Source organism: Shinella sedimenti (assembly GCF_022601905.1).
GTDB lineage: Bacteria > Pseudomonadota > Alphaproteobacteria > Rhizobiales > Rhizobiaceae > Shinella > Shinella sedimenti.
This window is the reverse complement of sequence record NZ_JAKVIN010000001.1, coordinates 497,073-511,626: the sequence shown is the minus strand read 5'-3', so window position 1 is coordinate 511,626 and position 14,554 is coordinate 497,073. Positions and strand designations below refer to the sequence as shown.

At 63.5% G+C, this 14,554-nt stretch carries 16 protein-coding genes; 5 read left to right on the top strand and 11 right to left on the bottom strand.

The genetic code is table 11. From position 1 onward, the window contains the following. Nucleotides 1-24 precede the first annotated feature (24 nt). Nucleotides 25-951 (bottom strand): Gfo/Idh/MocA family protein, encoded by a 927-nt coding sequence (locus MKI86_RS02610; RefSeq protein ID WP_241596726.1) that lies wholly within the window; start codon nucleotides 949-951, stop codon nucleotides 25-27. A 248-nt stretch (nucleotides 952-1,199) separates the two neighbouring features. Here MKI86_RS02610 and MKI86_RS02605 point away from each other — a divergent pair, with 248 nt between their 5' ends. Continuing rightward, complete coding sequence (locus MKI86_RS02605) at nucleotides 1,200-1,775, top strand: TRAP transporter small permease subunit (protein ID WP_241596724.1); 576 nt, start codon at nucleotides 1,200-1,202, stop codon at nucleotides 1,773-1,775. After that, nucleotides 1,772-3,574, top strand: coding sequence for a TRAP transporter large permease (locus MKI86_RS02600; RefSeq protein WP_241596722.1), 1,803 nt, complete (start codon nucleotides 1,772-1,774; stop codon nucleotides 3,572-3,574). The genes MKI86_RS02605 and MKI86_RS02600 overlap by 4 nt, the downstream gene beginning before the upstream one ends. A 129-nt stretch (nucleotides 3,575-3,703) precedes the next feature. Here the strand turns inward: MKI86_RS02600 and MKI86_RS02595 are convergent, their stop codons facing one another. From MKI86_RS02595 to MKI86_RS02575, 5 genes are all read right to left on the bottom strand, one after another. Then, complete coding sequence (locus tag MKI86_RS02595; RefSeq protein ID WP_241596720.1) at nucleotides 3,704-4,810, bottom strand: TRAP transporter substrate-binding protein; 1,107 nt, start codon at nucleotides 4,808-4,810, stop codon at nucleotides 3,704-3,706. A gap of 192 nt (nucleotides 4,811-5,002) precedes the next feature. Then, nucleotides 5,003-6,889 carry an ABC-F family ATP-binding cassette domain-containing protein gene (locus MKI86_RS02590; protein WP_241596718.1) on the bottom strand — a complete coding sequence of 629 codons (1,887 nt, stop codon included), beginning with the start codon at nucleotides 6,887-6,889 and terminating at the stop codon, nucleotides 5,003-5,005. Nucleotides 6,890-6,949: 60 nt separating this feature from the next. Then, entirely contained in the window at nucleotides 6,950-8,032 is a 1,083-nt protein-coding gene (locus MKI86_RS02585) for a GGDEF domain-containing protein (protein ID WP_241596717.1), read from the bottom strand. 183 nt (nucleotides 8,033-8,215) lie between these two features. Continuing rightward, a complete protein-coding gene (locus MKI86_RS02580) occupies nucleotides 8,216-8,500 on the bottom strand; it encodes a hypothetical protein (RefSeq protein ID WP_241596715.1) in 285 nt (94 codons plus the stop codon). A gap of 191 nt (nucleotides 8,501-8,691) precedes the next feature. Beyond that, the gene (locus MKI86_RS02575) at nucleotides 8,692-9,207 is read right to left on the bottom strand and encodes a DinB family protein (protein WP_241596713.1); all 516 of its coding nucleotides are present in this window, start codon (nucleotides 9,205-9,207) and stop codon (nucleotides 8,692-8,694) included. A gap of 146 nt (nucleotides 9,208-9,353) precedes the next feature. Between MKI86_RS02575 and MKI86_RS02570 the strand changes: the two genes are divergently transcribed. Beyond that, nucleotides 9,354-10,043, top strand: a complete 690-nt coding sequence (locus tag MKI86_RS02570; RefSeq protein WP_241596709.1) for a glutathione S-transferase family protein — start codon at nucleotides 9,354-9,356, stop codon at nucleotides 10,041-10,043. A gap of 104 nt (nucleotides 10,044-10,147) precedes the next feature. After that, nucleotides 10,148-10,570 (top strand): nucleoside-diphosphate kinase, encoded by a 423-nt coding sequence (ndk, locus tag MKI86_RS02565; RefSeq protein ID WP_028736091.1) that lies wholly within the window; start codon nucleotides 10,148-10,150, stop codon nucleotides 10,568-10,570. A 118-nt stretch (nucleotides 10,571-10,688) separates the two neighbouring features. On the opposite strand, the gene MKI86_RS02560 is transcribed toward ndk, so the two are convergent. The 3 genes from MKI86_RS02560 to MKI86_RS02550 all read right to left on the bottom strand — a co-directional run bounded on the left by MKI86_RS02560 (nucleotide 10,689) and on the right by MKI86_RS02550 (nucleotide 12,846). Beyond that, entirely contained in the window at nucleotides 10,689-11,603 is a 915-nt protein-coding gene (locus MKI86_RS02560) for a glycosyltransferase family 8 protein (protein WP_241596707.1), read from the bottom strand. A gap of 188 nt (nucleotides 11,604-11,791) precedes the next feature. Then, nucleotides 11,792-12,295 carry a hypothetical protein gene (locus tag MKI86_RS02555; protein WP_241596698.1) on the bottom strand — a complete coding sequence of 168 codons (504 nt, stop codon included), beginning with the start codon at nucleotides 12,293-12,295 and terminating at the stop codon, nucleotides 11,792-11,794. Beyond that, the gene (locus MKI86_RS02550) at nucleotides 12,292-12,846 is read right to left on the bottom strand and encodes a CGNR zinc finger domain-containing protein (RefSeq protein WP_241596695.1); all 555 of its coding nucleotides are present in this window, start codon (nucleotides 12,844-12,846) and stop codon (nucleotides 12,292-12,294) included. The genes MKI86_RS02555 and MKI86_RS02550 overlap by 4 nt, the downstream gene beginning before the upstream one ends. A gap of 63 nt (nucleotides 12,847-12,909) precedes the next feature. Between MKI86_RS02550 and MKI86_RS02545 the strand changes: the two genes are divergently transcribed. Further along, nucleotides 12,910-13,806, top strand: coding sequence for a branched-chain amino acid ABC transporter permease (locus tag MKI86_RS02545; protein ID WP_241596693.1), 897 nt, complete (start codon nucleotides 12,910-12,912; stop codon nucleotides 13,804-13,806). A 16-nt stretch (nucleotides 13,807-13,822) separates the two neighbouring features. On the opposite strand, the gene MKI86_RS02540 is transcribed toward MKI86_RS02545, so the two are convergent. Then, nucleotides 13,823-14,296, bottom strand: a complete 474-nt coding sequence (locus tag MKI86_RS02540; RefSeq protein ID WP_241596691.1) for a molybdenum cofactor biosynthesis protein MoaE — start codon at nucleotides 14,294-14,296, stop codon at nucleotides 13,823-13,825. A gap of 3 nt (nucleotides 14,297-14,299) precedes the next feature. Beyond that, the gene (gene moaD, locus MKI86_RS02535; RefSeq protein ID WP_241596689.1) at nucleotides 14,300-14,554 is read right to left on the bottom strand and encodes a molybdopterin converting factor subunit 1; all 255 of its coding nucleotides are present in this window, start codon (nucleotides 14,552-14,554) and stop codon (nucleotides 14,300-14,302) included.

The window sequence follows — 14,554 nt, the reverse complement described above, 5'->3', positions numbered from 1 at the left end:
AGGCCCGCCGGAGCGGGCCTTTTCTCAGTCGTAGAACATGTCGACGAACTTGCGCCGCCCCAGCATGAAGGCGTCGGCGACATGGCGCAGCGGCGCCAGATCGACATCCGACTGCCCCGCCTTGATGATCTCCGCAAACCGCTTGTAGAGCATCGGATATTCCTGCTCTGGCTCGTCATGCACGAGCTTGCCGTCGATGGAAAGCTTGGCGCCGCCTTCCGAGAGAACCATCTCGCCCGCCTCGGTCTGTGCCACGATGTCCCAGCTCTGCTTGCCGGTCTGGCGCCAGTCGAACTCGGCCTTGAGGTCGAGACCCTTCGCGTCCGTGAAGGTGATGGCGGCGGCGATCGGCGCATCCCGGTTCTCCGGGAATTCCAGCGTGGCCTCGGTGATGAAGACCGGCCGCGGCAGGATATGGGTGACGATGGACAGCGCGTTGATACCGGGATCGAACACGCCAAGGCCACCGGCCTGCCAGATCCAGTCCTGGTTCGGGTGCCAGTGGCGCACGTCTTCCTTCCAGATCACCTGCATGGAACGCATCGTCGTGCCGGCAAGAAAGCTTTTCGCTGCCTCGACGGCCGGCGCATAGCGCGAATGCCAGCTGGCGAAGAGCGACAGGCCCTTGGAAGCGGCCAGCGCCTCGAGGTCGGCCACTTCCGAAAGCGTCGCGCCTGGCGGCTTTTCGAGGAAGACGTGCTTGCCGGCCGACAGCGCCTTTTCGGCGGCTTCGTAGCGGTATTGCGGCGGCATGCAGAGCGAAACCGCGTCGATGGCGGGCACGGCCGCAAGCATCTCGTCGATCGACTTGAAATTGTCGATGCCATCGACGACGCCATGCCGGCTTGCGGCGGCGATCAGCTTGTAATCGCCGTTCTTCGCGACGGCCGGAAGATGCTGGTCGCGCACGATCTTGCCGACGCCGACGATTGCGAGATTGATCGCTGCCATGTCTCCACCCTTATTTGTATGATGATTGCGCCGCTGTTTTAGCAGAACGCTTTGCGGCGGCAAGGCGTGTTCGCGCCGATAACTGCCTATTCCTTATGCAGTCGATATCCAGCCAGCCGCGCGGCGTTCGTCTTTTGTCTAATAAGGCAGGTGCCGGTCCGGTTTCTGACTTGAAAGCCCCCGCGAAATTGGCACTCTGACCGGGCTGGGCACCATAGAAAAATACGCCACGCGGGGAGGACTATTTCATGAAGACACTGCTGGTTTTCAGCCGGCTGATCGATGCTGTCACGGAAGGTGTCGGCAAGGCGGTCGGCTGGCTCATCCTGATCGCCGTACTCGTCAGCGCCGGCAACGCCGTCGTCCGGAAGGCTTTCAACATCTCATCGAACGCCTGGCTCGAGGCGCAATGGTATCTGTTCGGCGGGGCTTTCATGCTGGCCGCCGCCTACACGCTGGCGCAGAACGAGCACATCCGCATCGACGTGGTCTACGGCAAGTTCTCCCGCCGGGTGCAGCACTGGATCGATCTTCTCGGCCATTGCCTGTTTCTCATGCCCTTCGTGCTTTTGATGATCTATTACCTCGTGCCCTATGTGTTGATGTCCTATCGCTCCGGCGAGGGCTCTTCGAGCGCCGGCGGCCTGATCGTCTGGCCCGCCAAGGCCATCCTTCTCGCGGGCTTCCTGCTTCTGGCCGCCCAGGGCGTTTCGGAGATCATCAAGAAAATCGCGATCATGCGCGGCGACATGGAGGATCCCACCCCCTATGTGCCCACGCACGCGCCGCTCGATATGGCTGCAGGCGGGGAGAAGGGCGCATGATCGAGTTCATCGCTGAAAACCTCGCACCGATCATGTTCGTGTCGCTGATCGTGTTCCTGCTGCTCGGCTACCCGGTGGCCTTCTCGCTTGCGGCAAACGGTCTGCTCTTCTTCGTCATCGGTGTGGAGCTCGCGCCGCTGTCCGATTCCATCAACCTCTCCTGGCCTTTGCTCAATGCGATGCCGGAACGGCTGTGGGGGGTGATGTCGAACGACACATTGCTCGCCATTCCCTTCTTCACCTTCATGGGGATTGTGCTCGAACGGTCCGGCATGGCCGAGGACCTGCTCGACACGATAGGCCAGCTCTTCGGGCCGATCCGCGGCGGCCTGGCCTATGCGGTCATCTTCGTTGGTGCGCTGCTTGCGGCCACCACCGGCGTCGTCGCCGCCTCGGTCATCGCCATGGGCCTCATCTCGCTGCCCATCATGCTGCGCTATGGTTATGACCGGTCGATCGCGTCGGGCGTCATTGCCGCATCAGGCACGCTCGCCCAGATCATCCCGCCATCGCTCGTCCTGATCGTACTGGCCGACCAGCTCGGCCGCTCCGTCGGCGACATGTATGCCGGCGCGCTGATCCCCGGCCTGATCCTGACCGGGCTCTACATGGGCTATATCCTGCTCATGTCCTTCCTCAAGCGTGATTCCATGCCGGCGCTGCCGCTGGAGGCCCGTTCCCTCGGGTCGGGTGTCACGTCGCTGATCGTCGCTCTCGCGGTGGCTGCCGGCATTGCCTATGCCGCGCATGTCTATCTCTACCCGACGCATGGCGAGAATGCCGATATCCTCGGCGGTACGGTCGGGGTGATCTTCATCTACATCGTGGCGCTGGCCGACAAGGGCCTGAACATCAACATGATGTCGCGGCTCGCCCAGCAGGTCATCATCGTGCTGATCCCGCCCTTGGCGCTGATCTTCCTGGTGCTCGGCACCATCTTCCTCGGCATCGCCACGCCGACGGAGGGCGGCGCCATGGGCGCGGTCGGCGCGCTCGTCATGGCAGCAGCAAAGGGCCGGCTCAATCTGGACGTCATGCGCTCGGCGCTTGCCGCCACCACGCGCCTCTCGTCCTTCGTGCTGTTCATCCTCATCGGTGCGCGCGTCTTCTCGCTCACCTTCTATGGCGTGAACGGGCACCTGTGGGTCGAACACCTGCTGGTATCCCTGCCGGGCGGCGAGACGGGCTTCCTGATCGCGGTGAACGTGCTGGTCTTCTTCCTGGCGTTCTTCCTCGATTTCTTCGAGCTCGCCTTCATTATCGTCCCGCTGCTGGCACCCGCCGCCGACAGGCTCGGCATCGATCTCATCTGGTTCGGCGTGCTGCTCGGCATCAACATGCAGACGAGCTTCATGCATCCGCCCTTCGGCTTCGCGCTCTTCTACCTGCGCTCGGTCGCCGCCAAGATACCCTATCTCGACAAGGTCACCGGCAAGCGGATGGAACCCGTCACCACCGGCCAGATCTATTGGGGTGCGGTGCCCTTCGTCGGCATCCAGATCCTGATGGTCAGTCTCACCATCATGTTCCCGGGCATGGTCATGCACTACAAGGGCGAGGGCAGCGGCGTCGATCCCGCCACGATCAAGATCGAGGTCCCCGGCTTCGGCGGTAGCGGCAGCGGCGGCGGCCTTGGTCTGCCGGATAATGGCGGCGGTCTTGGCCTCCCGGGCGGCCTGCAATTGCCCGCCGGCAACCCGCTGGACGGCGGCGGCGAGCAGAAGCCCGCCGAAGGCAACCCGCAGGGCAACGAACAGAAACCCGCCACCGACCTCTCCAGTCCGCCGTCCTTCAACTGACGGGGAGGGGTTGGCAGGCCGGATGTGGGGTAACGCAAAGCGCAGCCCTGCCCGGCGACACTCAAACAAACAGAAACCCCGGAGCGTCGCCGCTCCGGGGTTTTCCATGTCTCGTTCCGACGTTGCTGGTTACAGCTTGTTGGCGCGCTGCTGGAGCATCATGAAGGTGTCGTAGTTGTATTCGGCGATCTGCAGGTTGAGGTAATACTCGCCGCGGAAGGCCTTGATGGAGTCCCAGATCTTCTTGAAGGTCGGGTTGGAGGCTTCCATCTCGGCATAGACCTCGTTGGCGGCGTCGAAGCAGGCCGAGAGGATTTCCTGGCTGAACGGGCTGAGCTTTGCGCCGGCCGCAACGAGGCGCTTGATCGCTGGCGGATTCAGCCAGTCGTATTTCTGCAGCATGTCGGCGTCCGTCGCCTGACAGGCCGTGCGCAGCAGCGACTGGTAGGCCTTCGGTAGGCCCTCGAAGGCCGCCTTGTTGAACAGTGCATGCACCGTCGGGCCGCCCTCCCAGAAGCCGGGATAGTAGTAATAGGGCGCTACCTTCACGAAGCCGAGCTTTTCGTCGTCATAGGGCGTCGTCCATTCGGCCGCATCGATCGTGCCCTTTTCCAGCGCCGGGTAGATGTCGCCGCCGGCGATCTGCTGCGGCACGACGCCAAGCTTCTCGACGACCTTGCCGGCGAAGCCGCCGATGCGCATCTTCAGACCCTTGAGGTCGTCGACGGTCTTGATTTCCTTACGGAACCATCCGCCCATTTGCACGCCGGTATTGCCGCCCGGATAGCCGACCAGGCCTTGCGTGGCGAGGAATTCGTTGAACAGGTCGATGCCGCCGCCATGGTACTGCCAGGCGTTCATGCCGCGCGCGTTCAGCGCAAACGGCACGGCCGCACCCAGCGCCCAGACCGGGTCCTTGCCCCAGTAGTAGTAGGAAACGGTATGCGCGGCTTCCACGGTGCCGGCAGACGCGGCGTCGGCGGCCTGAAGGCCCGGCACGATCTCGCCGGCCGCGAAGACCTGGATCTGGAAATTGCCGTCCGTCGCTTCGGACACGTATTTCGACAGCACCTCCGCGCCGCCGTAAATCGTGTCCAGCGATTTCGGGAACGACGAGGCGAGACGCCAGTTGATCTTCGGGTTGCTTTGCGCGAGGGCCGGCGCAGCGAGTACGGCGGAGGCTGCGCCGCCCACACCTGCTACACCGGCTTTCTTGATGAACGAACGGCGATCCATGGTTTCCTCCCAGTGGCGGGCAGGGCTCCTCAACCCCACCCTTGTGTGACCGGGGAAAGCTAATCATGCCGGGATGTGGGTTTCAAGCGAAGATGGGGCCGGATAAATCCCGCCCGCTACGACTTTCGTCTTAGAGGATGGCGCGCGCGACGCGCTGGTTTCGCAGGCCTTGCGCCGGGCCGGCCGGGTACGTTACCCGGCCATCGCCTCTTCGTATTCCGCCGAAAGCTCCAGCCACTGTTCCTCGGCCTCGTTGAGCTTGTCGGCGGCCATGGCACGCAGCTTGGCCTTCTCGGCGGCCTTTGCCGGGCTCTTCTCGTAGAGCGCGGGGTCCGCAAGTTCTGCGTCAAGCAGTTGAATCTGCTTGTTCAGTTTCGCCGTCAGGGATTCAATTTCATTGATCTTCTTCTTGAGCGGCGCGAATTGCGCACGCCTGTCGGCATTGGCCTTGCGCTGGTCGGCCTTGTTGGCCGTATCGCCGTTCGCCGCCGGCTTGTCCTTGTCGTCGCGCTTGCCGGACTGCACGATGAGGCCGCGATAATCCTCCATATCGCCTTCGAAGGTCTTCACCGTGCCGTTGTTGACCAGCCACAGCCTGTCGACGGTCGCCTCGATCAGGTGGCGGTCGTGCGAGATCAGGATGACGGCGCCCTCGTAATCGTTCAGCGCCTCGATCAGCGCGCGGCGGCTGTCGATGTCGAGATGGTTGGTCGGCTCGTCGAGAATGAGCAGGTTGGGCGCGTCGAAGGCGGCAAGGCCCATCAGCAGCCGCGCTTTTTCACCGCCCGACAGGTCCTTGGCGGGTGTGGACATCTTCTCCGTTGCAAGCCCCATCTGGGCGACGCGGGCGCGCACCTTGGCTTCCGGCGCCTCCGGCATCAGCCGGCGCACGTGCTCGACGGGTGACTGGTCGGGAATGAGGTCGTCCAGCTGGTGCTGGGCGAAGAAGCCGATCTTCAGCCCCGGCGCGCGCTTGACCACACCCGATTCCGCTTCCAGCCGACCCGAGATGAACTTGGCGAAGGTCGATTTGCCGTTGCCGTTCGAGCCAAGCAGCGCGATGCGGTCGTCATTGTCGATGCGCAGGTTGATCTGCTTGAGGATCGGCTTGCCGGGCGTATAGCCCACCGCGCCGCCCTCGATGGCGATGATCGGAGAGGCCGGCTGCCGTTCCGGCTCGGGAAAGGTGATCGGCTGCACCTGGGTCTCGATAACGGCGGAAACCGTGCCCATGCGCTCCAGCGCCTTGATGCGGCTTTGCGCCTGCCGTGCCTTCGTCGCCTTCGCGCGGAAGCGGTCGATGAAGCTTTGCAGGTGCTTGCGCGCGGCGTCGTTCTTGGCCTTCGCCTTCATCTGCAATTCGTCGTTCTCGGCCTTCTGGCGCTCGAACTGGTCGTAGGAGCCGCGATAGAAGGTCAGCTTCTGCTGGTCGAGATGCACGATGGCGTTGACGGCCGTGTTGAGCAGGTCGCGGTCGTGGCTGATGATGATGACGCTGTGCGGATAGCGCCGCACGTAGTCTTCCAGCCACAGCGTGCCTTCGAGGTCGAGATAGTTCGTCGGTTCGTCGAGCAAAAGCAGGTCCGGCTCGGAAAACAGCACGGCCGCCAGCGCAACGCGCATGCGCCAGCCGCCGGAAAAGCTTTTCGCCGGCCGCTGCTGCGCCTCGTGGTCGAAGCCCAGGCCGGCAAGAATGCTGGCCGCGCGCGCCTCGGCCGAATGCGCGCCGATATCGGTGAGCCGCGTCTGGACTTCGGCGATGCGGTGCGGGTCATCAGCCGTTTCCGCCTCTTTCAGCAGGGCGGCGCGTTCCTTGTCGGCGGCCAGCACGATCTCGATCAGCGCATCGTCCGTGCCGGGCGCTTCCTGCGCCACCTGGCCGATGCGCGCATTCTTCGGCAGCGTGATCGTGCCGGCCTCCGGCGAAAGCGCGCCGGTGATGATGCGAAACAGCGTGGACTTGCCGGTGCCGTTGCGCCCGACGAGACCCGCCTTCGTGCCTGAAGGCAGCGAAAGCGACGCGTTGTCGATGAGGAGACGCCCGGCGATGCGGGCGGTGAGGCCGGAAATCGTGATCATGGCGGGTCTATAACCAAATCCCGCGCAAGTGCGAAGCGGTTTTGCGCGCCAGACGCCGTCTCAGGCCGCGGCGCCGCCGCGATAGGTGCGGCCAGCCCGCTCGGCCACCTCCGCGGAGTAGATGCGCAGCGCAATTCCCGTCTCCGCTGCGTACGCCAGCGCCTGGTCGGCCTGTTCGTAGAGCGTGACGGGTGTCGTTGCCGAATCGGTCATCGAAACGCCGGCTGTCAGCGTCAGGAAGCCGGCCGGCAGTTCGCGGTCGAGGAAGGGAAACGGCATTTCCACCACCTTGTCGGCCACCCTTCGGGCAATGCCGGCGGCGATCTCGCGCGTGACATCGCACAGCAGCAGGCAGAAGAGGTCTGGCCCGGTGCGCGCGACGAGGTCGTTCTTCTTCACCGACTGGCGAAAGATGGTCGCCAGTCGCTTGACCGTCTTCTCGTCAGATCCGGCTGCGTGGCTTTCGGCGAATTTCCGAAGCTGCTCGACGCGGAAGACCAGCAGCGCGGAGGTTCCAGCCGCAGCCTTGTCGTCGAAGATACCGTTTAGATGGCTAAGCAGTGCGGCCTTGTTCGCAAGCCCCGTCACAGGATCGTGCGTCAGCGCGTCACGGCTTATGGCAAGGCCGGAGCGCAGGCTGTCGAGATGGCATTGCAGGTCGCCGATGCGGGCGGCAGCGGTCCGGTCGGCGCCGAGAATATCCTGCATGAGCGAAAGAAGCCGCGTCGCATCGCTGGTGAAGTCGGAAATGCCGAGCACCGGGTCGCGCTGCATCCTGGCGGCGATCTCCTCCAGTTCCTGCATTGCGGCGGCGCGCTGGCGCTGGCTTTCCTCGGATGTTTTCGCGATTTCGCAAAGGACGCGCACGGCTTCGTCGGCCGCCTGGCCGGCCGCCAGCGCATTGTGGCTGGGCAGCGCGTGGCGCAGCGCTATGGCATCGAGGGAAAGCTGGTCGGGCGTCTTGCCCAGCGCCGCGACGTCACGCGCGACGCCGGCATTGCCGTTCAGTGCCTCGAACAGCAGTTCGTAATTGCGCGGAAGCGCCGCGATGCCGAGGCCCGCCATCAGCTGCGCGATGCGCGCCACGATCGGCGGACCGGCCGGTTGCGTGCTTTTCGAAGCGGTGGAGGCTTTGCTGCTCATGAAACGCCATCGGGTTCGGCGCGGACGCCAAGGCCCGCGCTCAGAGAATTGTCGGCGTAACTATCGGATTGTGCGGTTAATTTTACGTTCGCCTATGGATGATCCGCCAGCAAATGACGGCGGGCAGGCCCAGCCGGTGTTTCGCGGTGAAACGCCCCGCCAACAAGGGCAGGGCCGTTTCCGTCAGGCGGTGCGTCGCGCTAGCGGCAGGGCCCGCATCACCTGGCCGATCACGTTCAGGCGTTGCTTCTTGGCGGTTCGCAGGGCGCGGTTCTGCTGCAGGTCTCGCAGCGCCGCCGCATAGCCTTCCGCGCGCGCATCCTTCAGCGCCACCTCGAAGGTCTGTTCAATGACCGGGTAGCACTCCTCGGGCAGGTAGGCGTTCGGGGCGTCGGTGCCATAGACACGCGCCATCTTGCAAAGCGTACTGCCGAGCAGGGCTGCCCACTCTTCGTTCGTTCTTGCCATAAGCTTTCCTCTCATCGGGCGAGGCACGCGCCATGAGCGTGGCCCCAACGGAAGCGACTATGCTGCCACCGATCGCCGCGTGGCTGTCACCTGGGTGACACGCACGCGGCAGCCCCCGAAATCGGTGTCGAGCGCTTCCATATTCCTTAACTGTATCACTACTATTGCAGGAGTCGACCCGTCGCCGCACCTCAGATGTGCAGACAAGCCTTTCCCTCGCTGCGGACGAAATAGACGAGGTCGAGTGGCACGCTCGGTCCGCCCAGTGCCGTCAGCATGGCGTGGCATTGCCCCCTGTGGTGGGTCTGGTGGTTGAAGACATGGGTAAGCGCAAGGCCGAGCGGGTGGGTTATGTTGCCCGGATTGCTGAGCGGGCTGTAGGTCACGTCGGCGGCAATCTGCGCTTCGCTCAGCGAATCGATGAAAGCGGCAATTCGTTCGTCCTCCGCCGTCCGTGCCGCATGAAGCCCTGCGAAATCCTCGTGCAGGATGGCGTCGAGACTGGTCGGCGCGTCGCCTGCGCCTGTGAAGCGCTTCAGCCAGATGCGGTCGGCGGCGAGCAGATGGTTGAGCGTTCCGTGTATCGAGCCGAAGAACGCGCCGAGATCGCGGCGATAGTCCGCGTCATCCAGCCTGGCGACGGCATCGTAGAGCCTGGCGTTCGCCCAGCTGTTATAGGCGCTGAACATGCGGTAGTGATCGTGCATCTGGTTCTCCTTGAAACGGCCAGTATAAAGCGCCGCGCATTCGGCGGATGAATGCAATGCATGAAATTATCTGATTTGAAGCCGCAAATTATCTGATTTGCAGCCGCGCCCGCCATGCGTTTCAATGCGCTGAACGGAGGCTTCCAATGACCCGACTGCTTTATGCCCTTGCCGGCGCCGACAAGGCCCGCCAATTCTCACCCCATGTGTGGAAGACGGTGATGTCGCTTGCCCACAAGGGGCTGGATTACCAGACGGTCTGCGTCGGTTTCACCGAAATACCGGCAATCGAAAACGGCGCGACCGCGACGGTGCCGCTGCTGCGCGATGGCGACAGGCTGGTGCGCGACAGTTTCGATATCGCCCTTTATCTCGACGAGGCCTACCCGGATCGCCCCACGCTGTTCGGCGGCGAGGGCGGCAAGGCGATGGCGCGCTTCATTGAAGCATGGTCGCAGTCGACCCTGCATATGGCCATAACCCGCATCGCGATCCTGGATATTCACAACCTGCTCGGCCCCGTCGACCGGGATTATTTCCGCCGCAGCCGCGAAGGGCGCCTCGGCGCGTCGCTGGAGGATATCGCCGCGGCCGGAAAACAGGAGATCGAAGGCTTCGCCAGGAAGCTCCAGCCGCTGCGCAACATGCTGAAGGTGCAGCCGTTCATCGGCGGCGATGGGCCGCTTTTTGCCGACTATATCGTCTTCGGCGCTCTGCAATGGCTGCGTACCACATCAGGCGCGAACGTGCTGGAGGCCGAGGATCCGGTGGCCCTGTGGTTCGAGCGTTGCCTCGATCTGCACGGCAGTGCGGGACGGCGTGTGACGGCGGCATGAAAGTTTTGTGCTGAAAACGCCAAACACCGCCACCCCCTTGTTTTGCCGGGCATTGGCAGCTATTGAACCGCCACTTTCACCGGAAAACCAAGGGAAACCTAAAAATGGCGATTGAACGCACCTTTTCGATGATCAAGCCGGACGCGACGAAGCGCAACCTCACCGGCGCCATCACCAAGATGCTCGAAGACGCAGGCCTGCGCGTCGTGGCGTCCAAGCGCGTCTGGATGAGCAAGCGCGAAGCCGAAGGCTTCTACGCCGTGCACAAGGAACGTCCCTTCTTCGGCGAGCTCGTCGAAGGCATGACCTCCGGCCCGACGATCGTCCAGGTTCTCGAAGGCGAGAACGCGATCCTCAAGAACCGTGAAATCATGGGCGCCACCAACCCGGCCAACGCCGACGAAGGCACTATCCGCAAGACCCACGCTCTCTCCATCGGCGAGAACTCGGTCCACGGCTCGGACGCCCCGGAAACCGCTGCCCAGGAAATCAAGTACTGGTTCTCCGACACCGAAATCGTCGGCTGAATCAATTCCTCCGGCCCCGGTCGGAGAGTATTGAAATGATTCGAAAACCGGGACCGAAAGGCCCCGGTTTTTTATTGCGATGCGATGTCTGCGTTGGCGTTATCCGGCACGCGCACCATCAATGAAAATGGGCGCGAACCTTGGCGATCTTCGGTAATGTCGTCAGCACCGTGGAATAGTGGCCGGCAAAGCTCGCCATATTGTCGGTAAGTGACGAGGCCTTGCAGAAGGACGCCCAAGTGGTGCCTTCAAGTGCCCAGCAATAGAACGCCTTCATCCGACGGTGCGTCCACGGCATTACGGCCTGCCATGGCTTCTTGCGTCCGGTAAAATGCACGATGGCCGGCTGTTCGATAAAGGGCAGGATACCGGTCTGAGCGTTGTAACGTGCATCGAGACGATGCCAGTTTCCATCATAGGCGATGTTTAGCACGTCCTGATCGTGCGACGGAAACCGCTCCGGCTCGCGTTCGAAAGTCTCACGCGCTTTTCGGATCAGGCCGTCCTCGACGCTTTTCTTCCAGTCGAATAACAGAACCCCGGCATTGAAATATCGTCCGCCTTTCTTCAGCCCGATCCTTTGCTGCCTGCGATCGATCTTCTCGGGAAAAGCCATGACGTAATCGTCGACCGCACCGAGCGCCTTGCCGTCGAGGTCTGCCTGGAAAAGCTCATCCAGTGACGCCACGGCGACCGCATCCGCATCGATGTAGAGAAGCCGGTCGATATCACCGGGGACAATGAGCTCCATGTAAAGCCGCGCGAGCGTCGCCCGCGACCAGCGGCCGAATGCGGGCTCATCCGTCCTCGGCGTGGGATCGGGCAGAACATCGATTGTGAGCGAATGCCGTTTTGCGAAGGCGGCGATTTCCTGGAGTTGTGTCTCTTCCGCGCCGAGTGCCAGCAGCAGAAGTTTCGCATTGACGGCCTTCAGGTTGTTGTGGATCGACAGCAGGGCACAGCAGGCGGCCGGCAGCATGTTGGCGTCGGCGCAAGCGATCGCACCATAATTCAGAGCGGGGGTTGGGGACATGAAGACGGCACTCCGACCGGGCAGGGCATGAAACGGGTGGTCGGTCGCGCGGGCAAACCGCCGGGAGCGTCAATATACGATGTCGCAACGGTTCGGAAGAGACAGCGTTGGAAACGCACCGATTGAATTGCGCATCGCGTTATTCCTGCTGGGATTGCGACGCTGCCGCATCCGCATTGTCTTGAGGTTCAGCCGGTGCACGTCGCCGTCTCGAAATGCGCCGGTGCCTTGCCGTCCTTGAAGACCGCGGGGTTTTTCTCATAGGCGGGGCCGATGACGAGGGGTTTGGCGGGCAGGATGTCCTGGTCGAGGCTGGAGGTCACCTGCGTTTCCAACGATTGCAGTTGCTCTCCGTCCGGCCCCAGCACACGGATCGACACCCTGTAGGGATGGTTCTTTTTCACGCAGGTGACATCAGGGCTTTCCAGCACGACGCGCGGCAGGCTGGCGAAGAGTTTGCGCTCCAGCGTCAGCGGTGCGCCGCCGGCCGGGTTCTCGAATTCGGCCCGCACGATCGATCCCTCTTTCAAAGGCTGCGTCTTCTCCAGCGTCACCAGATAGGTCGCATAGGCCAGCCTGTAGTTGAAGACGAACATCTTGCCCGTCAGCTTAAGCGGGTCGGGGCCGGTTTCGCGCTGGCAGGCGGCGAGAAGCAGGGCGAGGGGGAGCAGCACAAGCAGAGCCCGTTTCATGGTCTCTGGTCTCCGCGCCGGCGGCGATAGTGGCGGCTCGCCTTCACCCGGTTGCCGCACACCGCCATGTCGCACCAGGCGCGCGAGCGGTTGCGGCTGCGGTCGATGAACAGCCAGCGGCAGTTCGGGCAGATCTTCAGCCGGTCGGGTTCCGACTGCGCCAGCAGCAGCAGCGCCGAGCGCGCTGTCGCGGTATCCAGCGCCTGCGGACGCGCGCCGGATCGGCGTAGCGTCGCGGCGATCGCCTCCAGCAGGTCCGCGAGCAGATCCGGCGTTCCCGTACCCTCGATTTCGGCACGGAAATGCGCGTCGATGGCTTCGCGTAGCGCAACAAGCCCGTTGCGTGCATCCTCCCGCACCGGCGCCAGCGCACCGAACAGATCGCGCTCGGCCCCGTAATTACTCGCTCCGGCGCAAAAGGCATCCATGGCGGCAGGATCGGCGAACCGGTCGATCCGCCGCGCCGGGTCGTCTCGCAGCACGACGGCGTTCGCGACATCGAGCGCCAGCGCGCCACCGGAAAAACGATGCGGGGTCCAAGAGAAGGTCATGCGATATTCTAACTGGTAAAAGCGATTTTGCCAGTTATAATTTCTGCGGATCGGGGAAGCGCCATGGCCTATTTTCTTCAGCAGATTGCCAATGCCGTGCCCGTATCGGCACTCTATGCGGTGCTCGCCTTTGGCTATTCCATCGCCTTCGCCGTGACCCGCCGCGCCGATATCGCCTACGGTGCGCTCTTCGCGTTCTCGGCCCAGATCTTCGTGCTGTTTTCCGGTTACGGCTGGAACCAGCTCTGGCTCGTCCTGCCGGCCGCGCTCAGCTTCGGCGCAGTCTGCGCGCTGCTCTACAGCCTGGGCGCGGCCGTTCTGATCGGTCGCCACGTCATGCGCCCGCTCGCCTTTTCCTCAGACAATACGGTCGTGGTGGCCGCGCTGGGCGTGGTGCTCGTGCTCATGGAGATAGCACGGCTGGCATCGGATGCGCGCAGTCTTTGGCTGCCGCCGCTGCTCGCGACGCCGGTCGTCTTCTGGAACGACGCCGCATTCCCCGTGGCGCTCACCGTGCTGCAACTGGCCAACACGCTCGCCATGCTGGCCATGGTCGCGCTCGGTGCGGTCTTCCTCGCCCATTCCCGCTGGGGCCGCCGCTGGCGCGCGGTCTCGCAGGACAGGCGGGCGGCGGAACTCTGCGGCATCGATTCGGCGGGCGTCTACCTTTCCGCCTATGCGCTGGCGGCGCTGTTCGCCAGTCTCACCGGCATGCTTGCCGTCTCCTATTACGGCAACATGGATTTCGGCGCAGGGTTGGTCTTCGGCGTGAAGGTGCTGTTCATCGCGGCACTCGGCGGGGCGGGAAACCCCTTGCGGTCGGCCCTCGGCGGCGCGGCCATCGGTCTTGCCGAAACGGTGTGGAGCGCCTATGGCGCCTTCCTCTGGCGCGACGTCGTCGTCATCGCCGCGCTGGTGCTGCTTCTGATTGTTTTCCGGCGCGAGCGGCCCGTCGTGTAAGCAACGTGCCGTGCAGCTACGACCACTTTTCCAGCGCGGTGTCGTCGCTGTCCTTCGCCTCCACCCAGCCGCCTTCGGAACCGTCGGCGAAGTGCTCCTTCTTCCAGAAGGGTGCGGAGGTCTTGAGATAATCCATCACGAAGGACGCGCCGTCGAAGGCGGCGTGACGATGCGGTGCGGCGGCAATCACAAGCACGATGTTTTGCCCTGGCGTGATCCGCCCCACCCGATGGATGGCGGCGATGCCCAAAAGCGAAAAGCGCGTGACGGCCGCAAGGCAGATGCGCTCTATCTCGGCCTCTGCCATGCCGGGATAGTGTTCCAGTTCCAGTGCGGAGAGACGGCCGCCTTCGTCGCGGCAAAGCCCGGTGAAGCTGACGATGGCGCCGGCCGAGGCGCCTCCCGCCACAAGACGCGCCGTTTCGGCCGCCACGTCGAAATCATCGCGCTGCACACGCACGATCACCGGGGCAGGGGCCGCGCCGGCCACCGTTCAGCCCCCCGTCATCGGCGGAAACAGCGCGATCTCGCGCGCGCCGGCAATCGGCTCGTCGTGCTCGACATGCTCCTGGTTGATGGCGATGCGGATGACGTTTTCATGCTCCAGCGCATGGGCATAGCCGTCGCCGAGCGTCTTGAGATGGGCGAGAAGGTCTGCCCCCGTCGTTACGTCGGCGGGCAGGTCGATGTCTTCCTCGCCCTTGCCGATCCGCTCGCGAACCCAGGCGAAATAGACGAGCCGCGTCAT

What these genes read in the sequence shown, in the direction of transcription:
- MKI86_RS02600 (WP_241596722.1), top strand. Translation starts at nt 1,772, where the DNA reads ATGATCGAGTTCATCGCTGAAAACCTCGCACCGATCATGTTCGTGTCG.
- MKI86_RS02550 (WP_241596695.1), bottom strand. Translation starts at nt 12,846, where the DNA reads ATGACCTTCTCTTGGACCCCGCATCGTTTTTCCGGTGGCGCGCTGGCG.
- MKI86_RS02580 (WP_241596715.1), bottom strand. Translation starts at nt 8,500, where the DNA reads ATGGCAAGAACGAACGAAGAGTGGGCAGCCCTGCTCGGCAGTACGCTT.
- moaD (WP_241596689.1), bottom strand. Translation starts at nt 14,554, where the DNA reads ATGACGCGGCTCGTCTATTTCGCCTGGGTTCGCGAGCGGATCGGCAAG.
- MKI86_RS02605 (WP_241596724.1), top strand. Translation starts at nt 1,200, where the DNA reads ATGAAGACACTGCTGGTTTTCAGCCGGCTGATCGATGCTGTCACGGAA.
- MKI86_RS02555 (WP_241596698.1), bottom strand. Translation starts at nt 12,295, where the DNA reads ATGAAACGGGCTCTGCTTGTGCTGCTCCCCCTCGCCCTGCTTCTCGCC.
- MKI86_RS02610 (WP_241596726.1), bottom strand. Translation starts at nt 951, where the DNA reads ATGGCAGCGATCAATCTCGCAATCGTCGGCGTCGGCAAGATCGTGCGC.
- MKI86_RS02570 (WP_241596709.1), top strand. Translation starts at nt 9,354, where the DNA reads ATGACCCGACTGCTTTATGCCCTTGCCGGCGCCGACAAGGCCCGCCAA.
- MKI86_RS02560 (WP_241596707.1), bottom strand. Translation starts at nt 11,603, where the DNA reads ATGTCCCCAACCCCCGCTCTGAATTATGGTGCGATCGCTTGCGCCGAC.
- MKI86_RS02575 (WP_241596713.1), bottom strand. Translation starts at nt 9,207, where the DNA reads ATGCACGATCACTACCGCATGTTCAGCGCCTATAACAGCTGGGCGAAC.
- MKI86_RS02585 (WP_241596717.1), bottom strand. Translation starts at nt 8,032, where the DNA reads ATGAGCAGCAAAGCCTCCACCGCTTCGAAAAGCACGCAACCGGCCGGT.
- MKI86_RS02590 (WP_241596718.1), bottom strand. Translation starts at nt 6,889, where the DNA reads ATGATCACGATTTCCGGCCTCACCGCCCGCATCGCCGGGCGTCTCCTC.
- MKI86_RS02545 (WP_241596693.1), top strand. Translation starts at nt 12,910, where the DNA reads ATGGCCTATTTTCTTCAGCAGATTGCCAATGCCGTGCCCGTATCGGCA.
- ndk (WP_028736091.1), top strand. Translation starts at nt 10,148, where the DNA reads ATGGCGATTGAACGCACCTTTTCGATGATCAAGCCGGACGCGACGAAG.
- MKI86_RS02595 (WP_241596720.1), bottom strand. Translation starts at nt 4,810, where the DNA reads ATGGATCGCCGTTCGTTCATCAAGAAAGCCGGTGTAGCAGGTGTGGGC.